Here is a 1,088-nt window from a genome sequence, read left to right on the forward strand (position 1 = left end):
ACCGCGCGAAAACCAGGTTCTTGGCCGCTGCCAGCCACGACCTCCGCCAACCCTTGCATGCGATGCAGATGTATATTGCCGCCCTTCGCCAGCGGGTGAAGGACAAGTCGAGCATCGCCATCATCGATGACATTCAGGCGGTTTCCTATGCCACGGGGCGCCTGCTGAATTCGCTGCTGGACGTTTCTCAGCTCGAAGCTGGCGCCATAAAGCCACAGCTCGAAGTTTTCGCCGTGCAGGACCTGATGGAGAAGGTCGCCATCTCGGTCATGCCGCTGGTCGAGAGGAAGGGTTTGGAGCTGAAAGTCGTGCACACCAGCGCGCAGGTCTTCAGCGATCAGGCGCTCATGGAGCGCATACTCGGCAACTTCCTCTCGAATGCCATCCGCTACACAAAGCGCGGCAAGATCTTGCTCGGCTGCCGCAATCGGGGAAACCACATTGCCATCCAGGTGTGGGATTCGGGCGTGGGCGTTCCCGAGGATCAGCTCAGCGCCATCTTCGAAGACTTTCACCAGTTGCAGAACGACGAGCGTGACCGGAGCAAGGGCCTCGGGCTTGGTCTCGCCATCGTGCGCCGGCTCGCGGAATGCCTGGACCACAAGCTCGAGGTGAAGTCGGTGCTGGGCAGAGGATCGTACTTCGGCGTCGTCGCCGCACGCGGCAACACCGTCGACTTACGTGCACTGCGTGATGACCGGCATGAGAACTTCGACGCGGTTCATGATCTGAGCGGGCTGGATGTGTTGCTGATCGAGGATGACAAGGTTGTTGCGGAGGCGACGACTCTGCTTCTTAAGTCCTGGAAGTGCAACGTGCACTGCGCCCGAACGACCGACGAGGCACTCGACAGTGTGGAGAACGGCGGCCTCGTTCCGGATATCGTGTTGGCCGATTACAGGCTGCCGGGCAGGCTGGATGGGGTTGAGGCGATACAGCGCATCCAGCTCGCGCTTCGGATGCCCGTTCCCGGCATCATCATCACCGGCGAAAGCGACATCACGGCCATCCGCGAGATCGAGAAAATGGGCTATATCATTCTTCGCAAGCCCGTTCGGCCCGCGAAGCTGCGCCGGCTGATCGGCCAC

At 60.8% G+C, this 1,088-nt stretch carries 1 protein-coding gene; it reads left to right on the forward strand.

Translation table 11 applies throughout. From position 1 onward, the window contains the following. Positions 1–1,088, forward strand: a 1,088-nt coding sequence (locus ACLD7X_RS17000; RefSeq protein ID WP_411424869.1) for a hybrid sensor histidine kinase/response regulator, incomplete at both ends; no start/stop codon positions are given.

It is taken from the genome of Aphanothece microscopica RSMan92, assembly GCF_046613545.2.
Classification (GTDB): Bacteria; Cyanobacteriota; Cyanobacteriia; order PCC-6307; family Cyanobiaceae; genus NIES-981.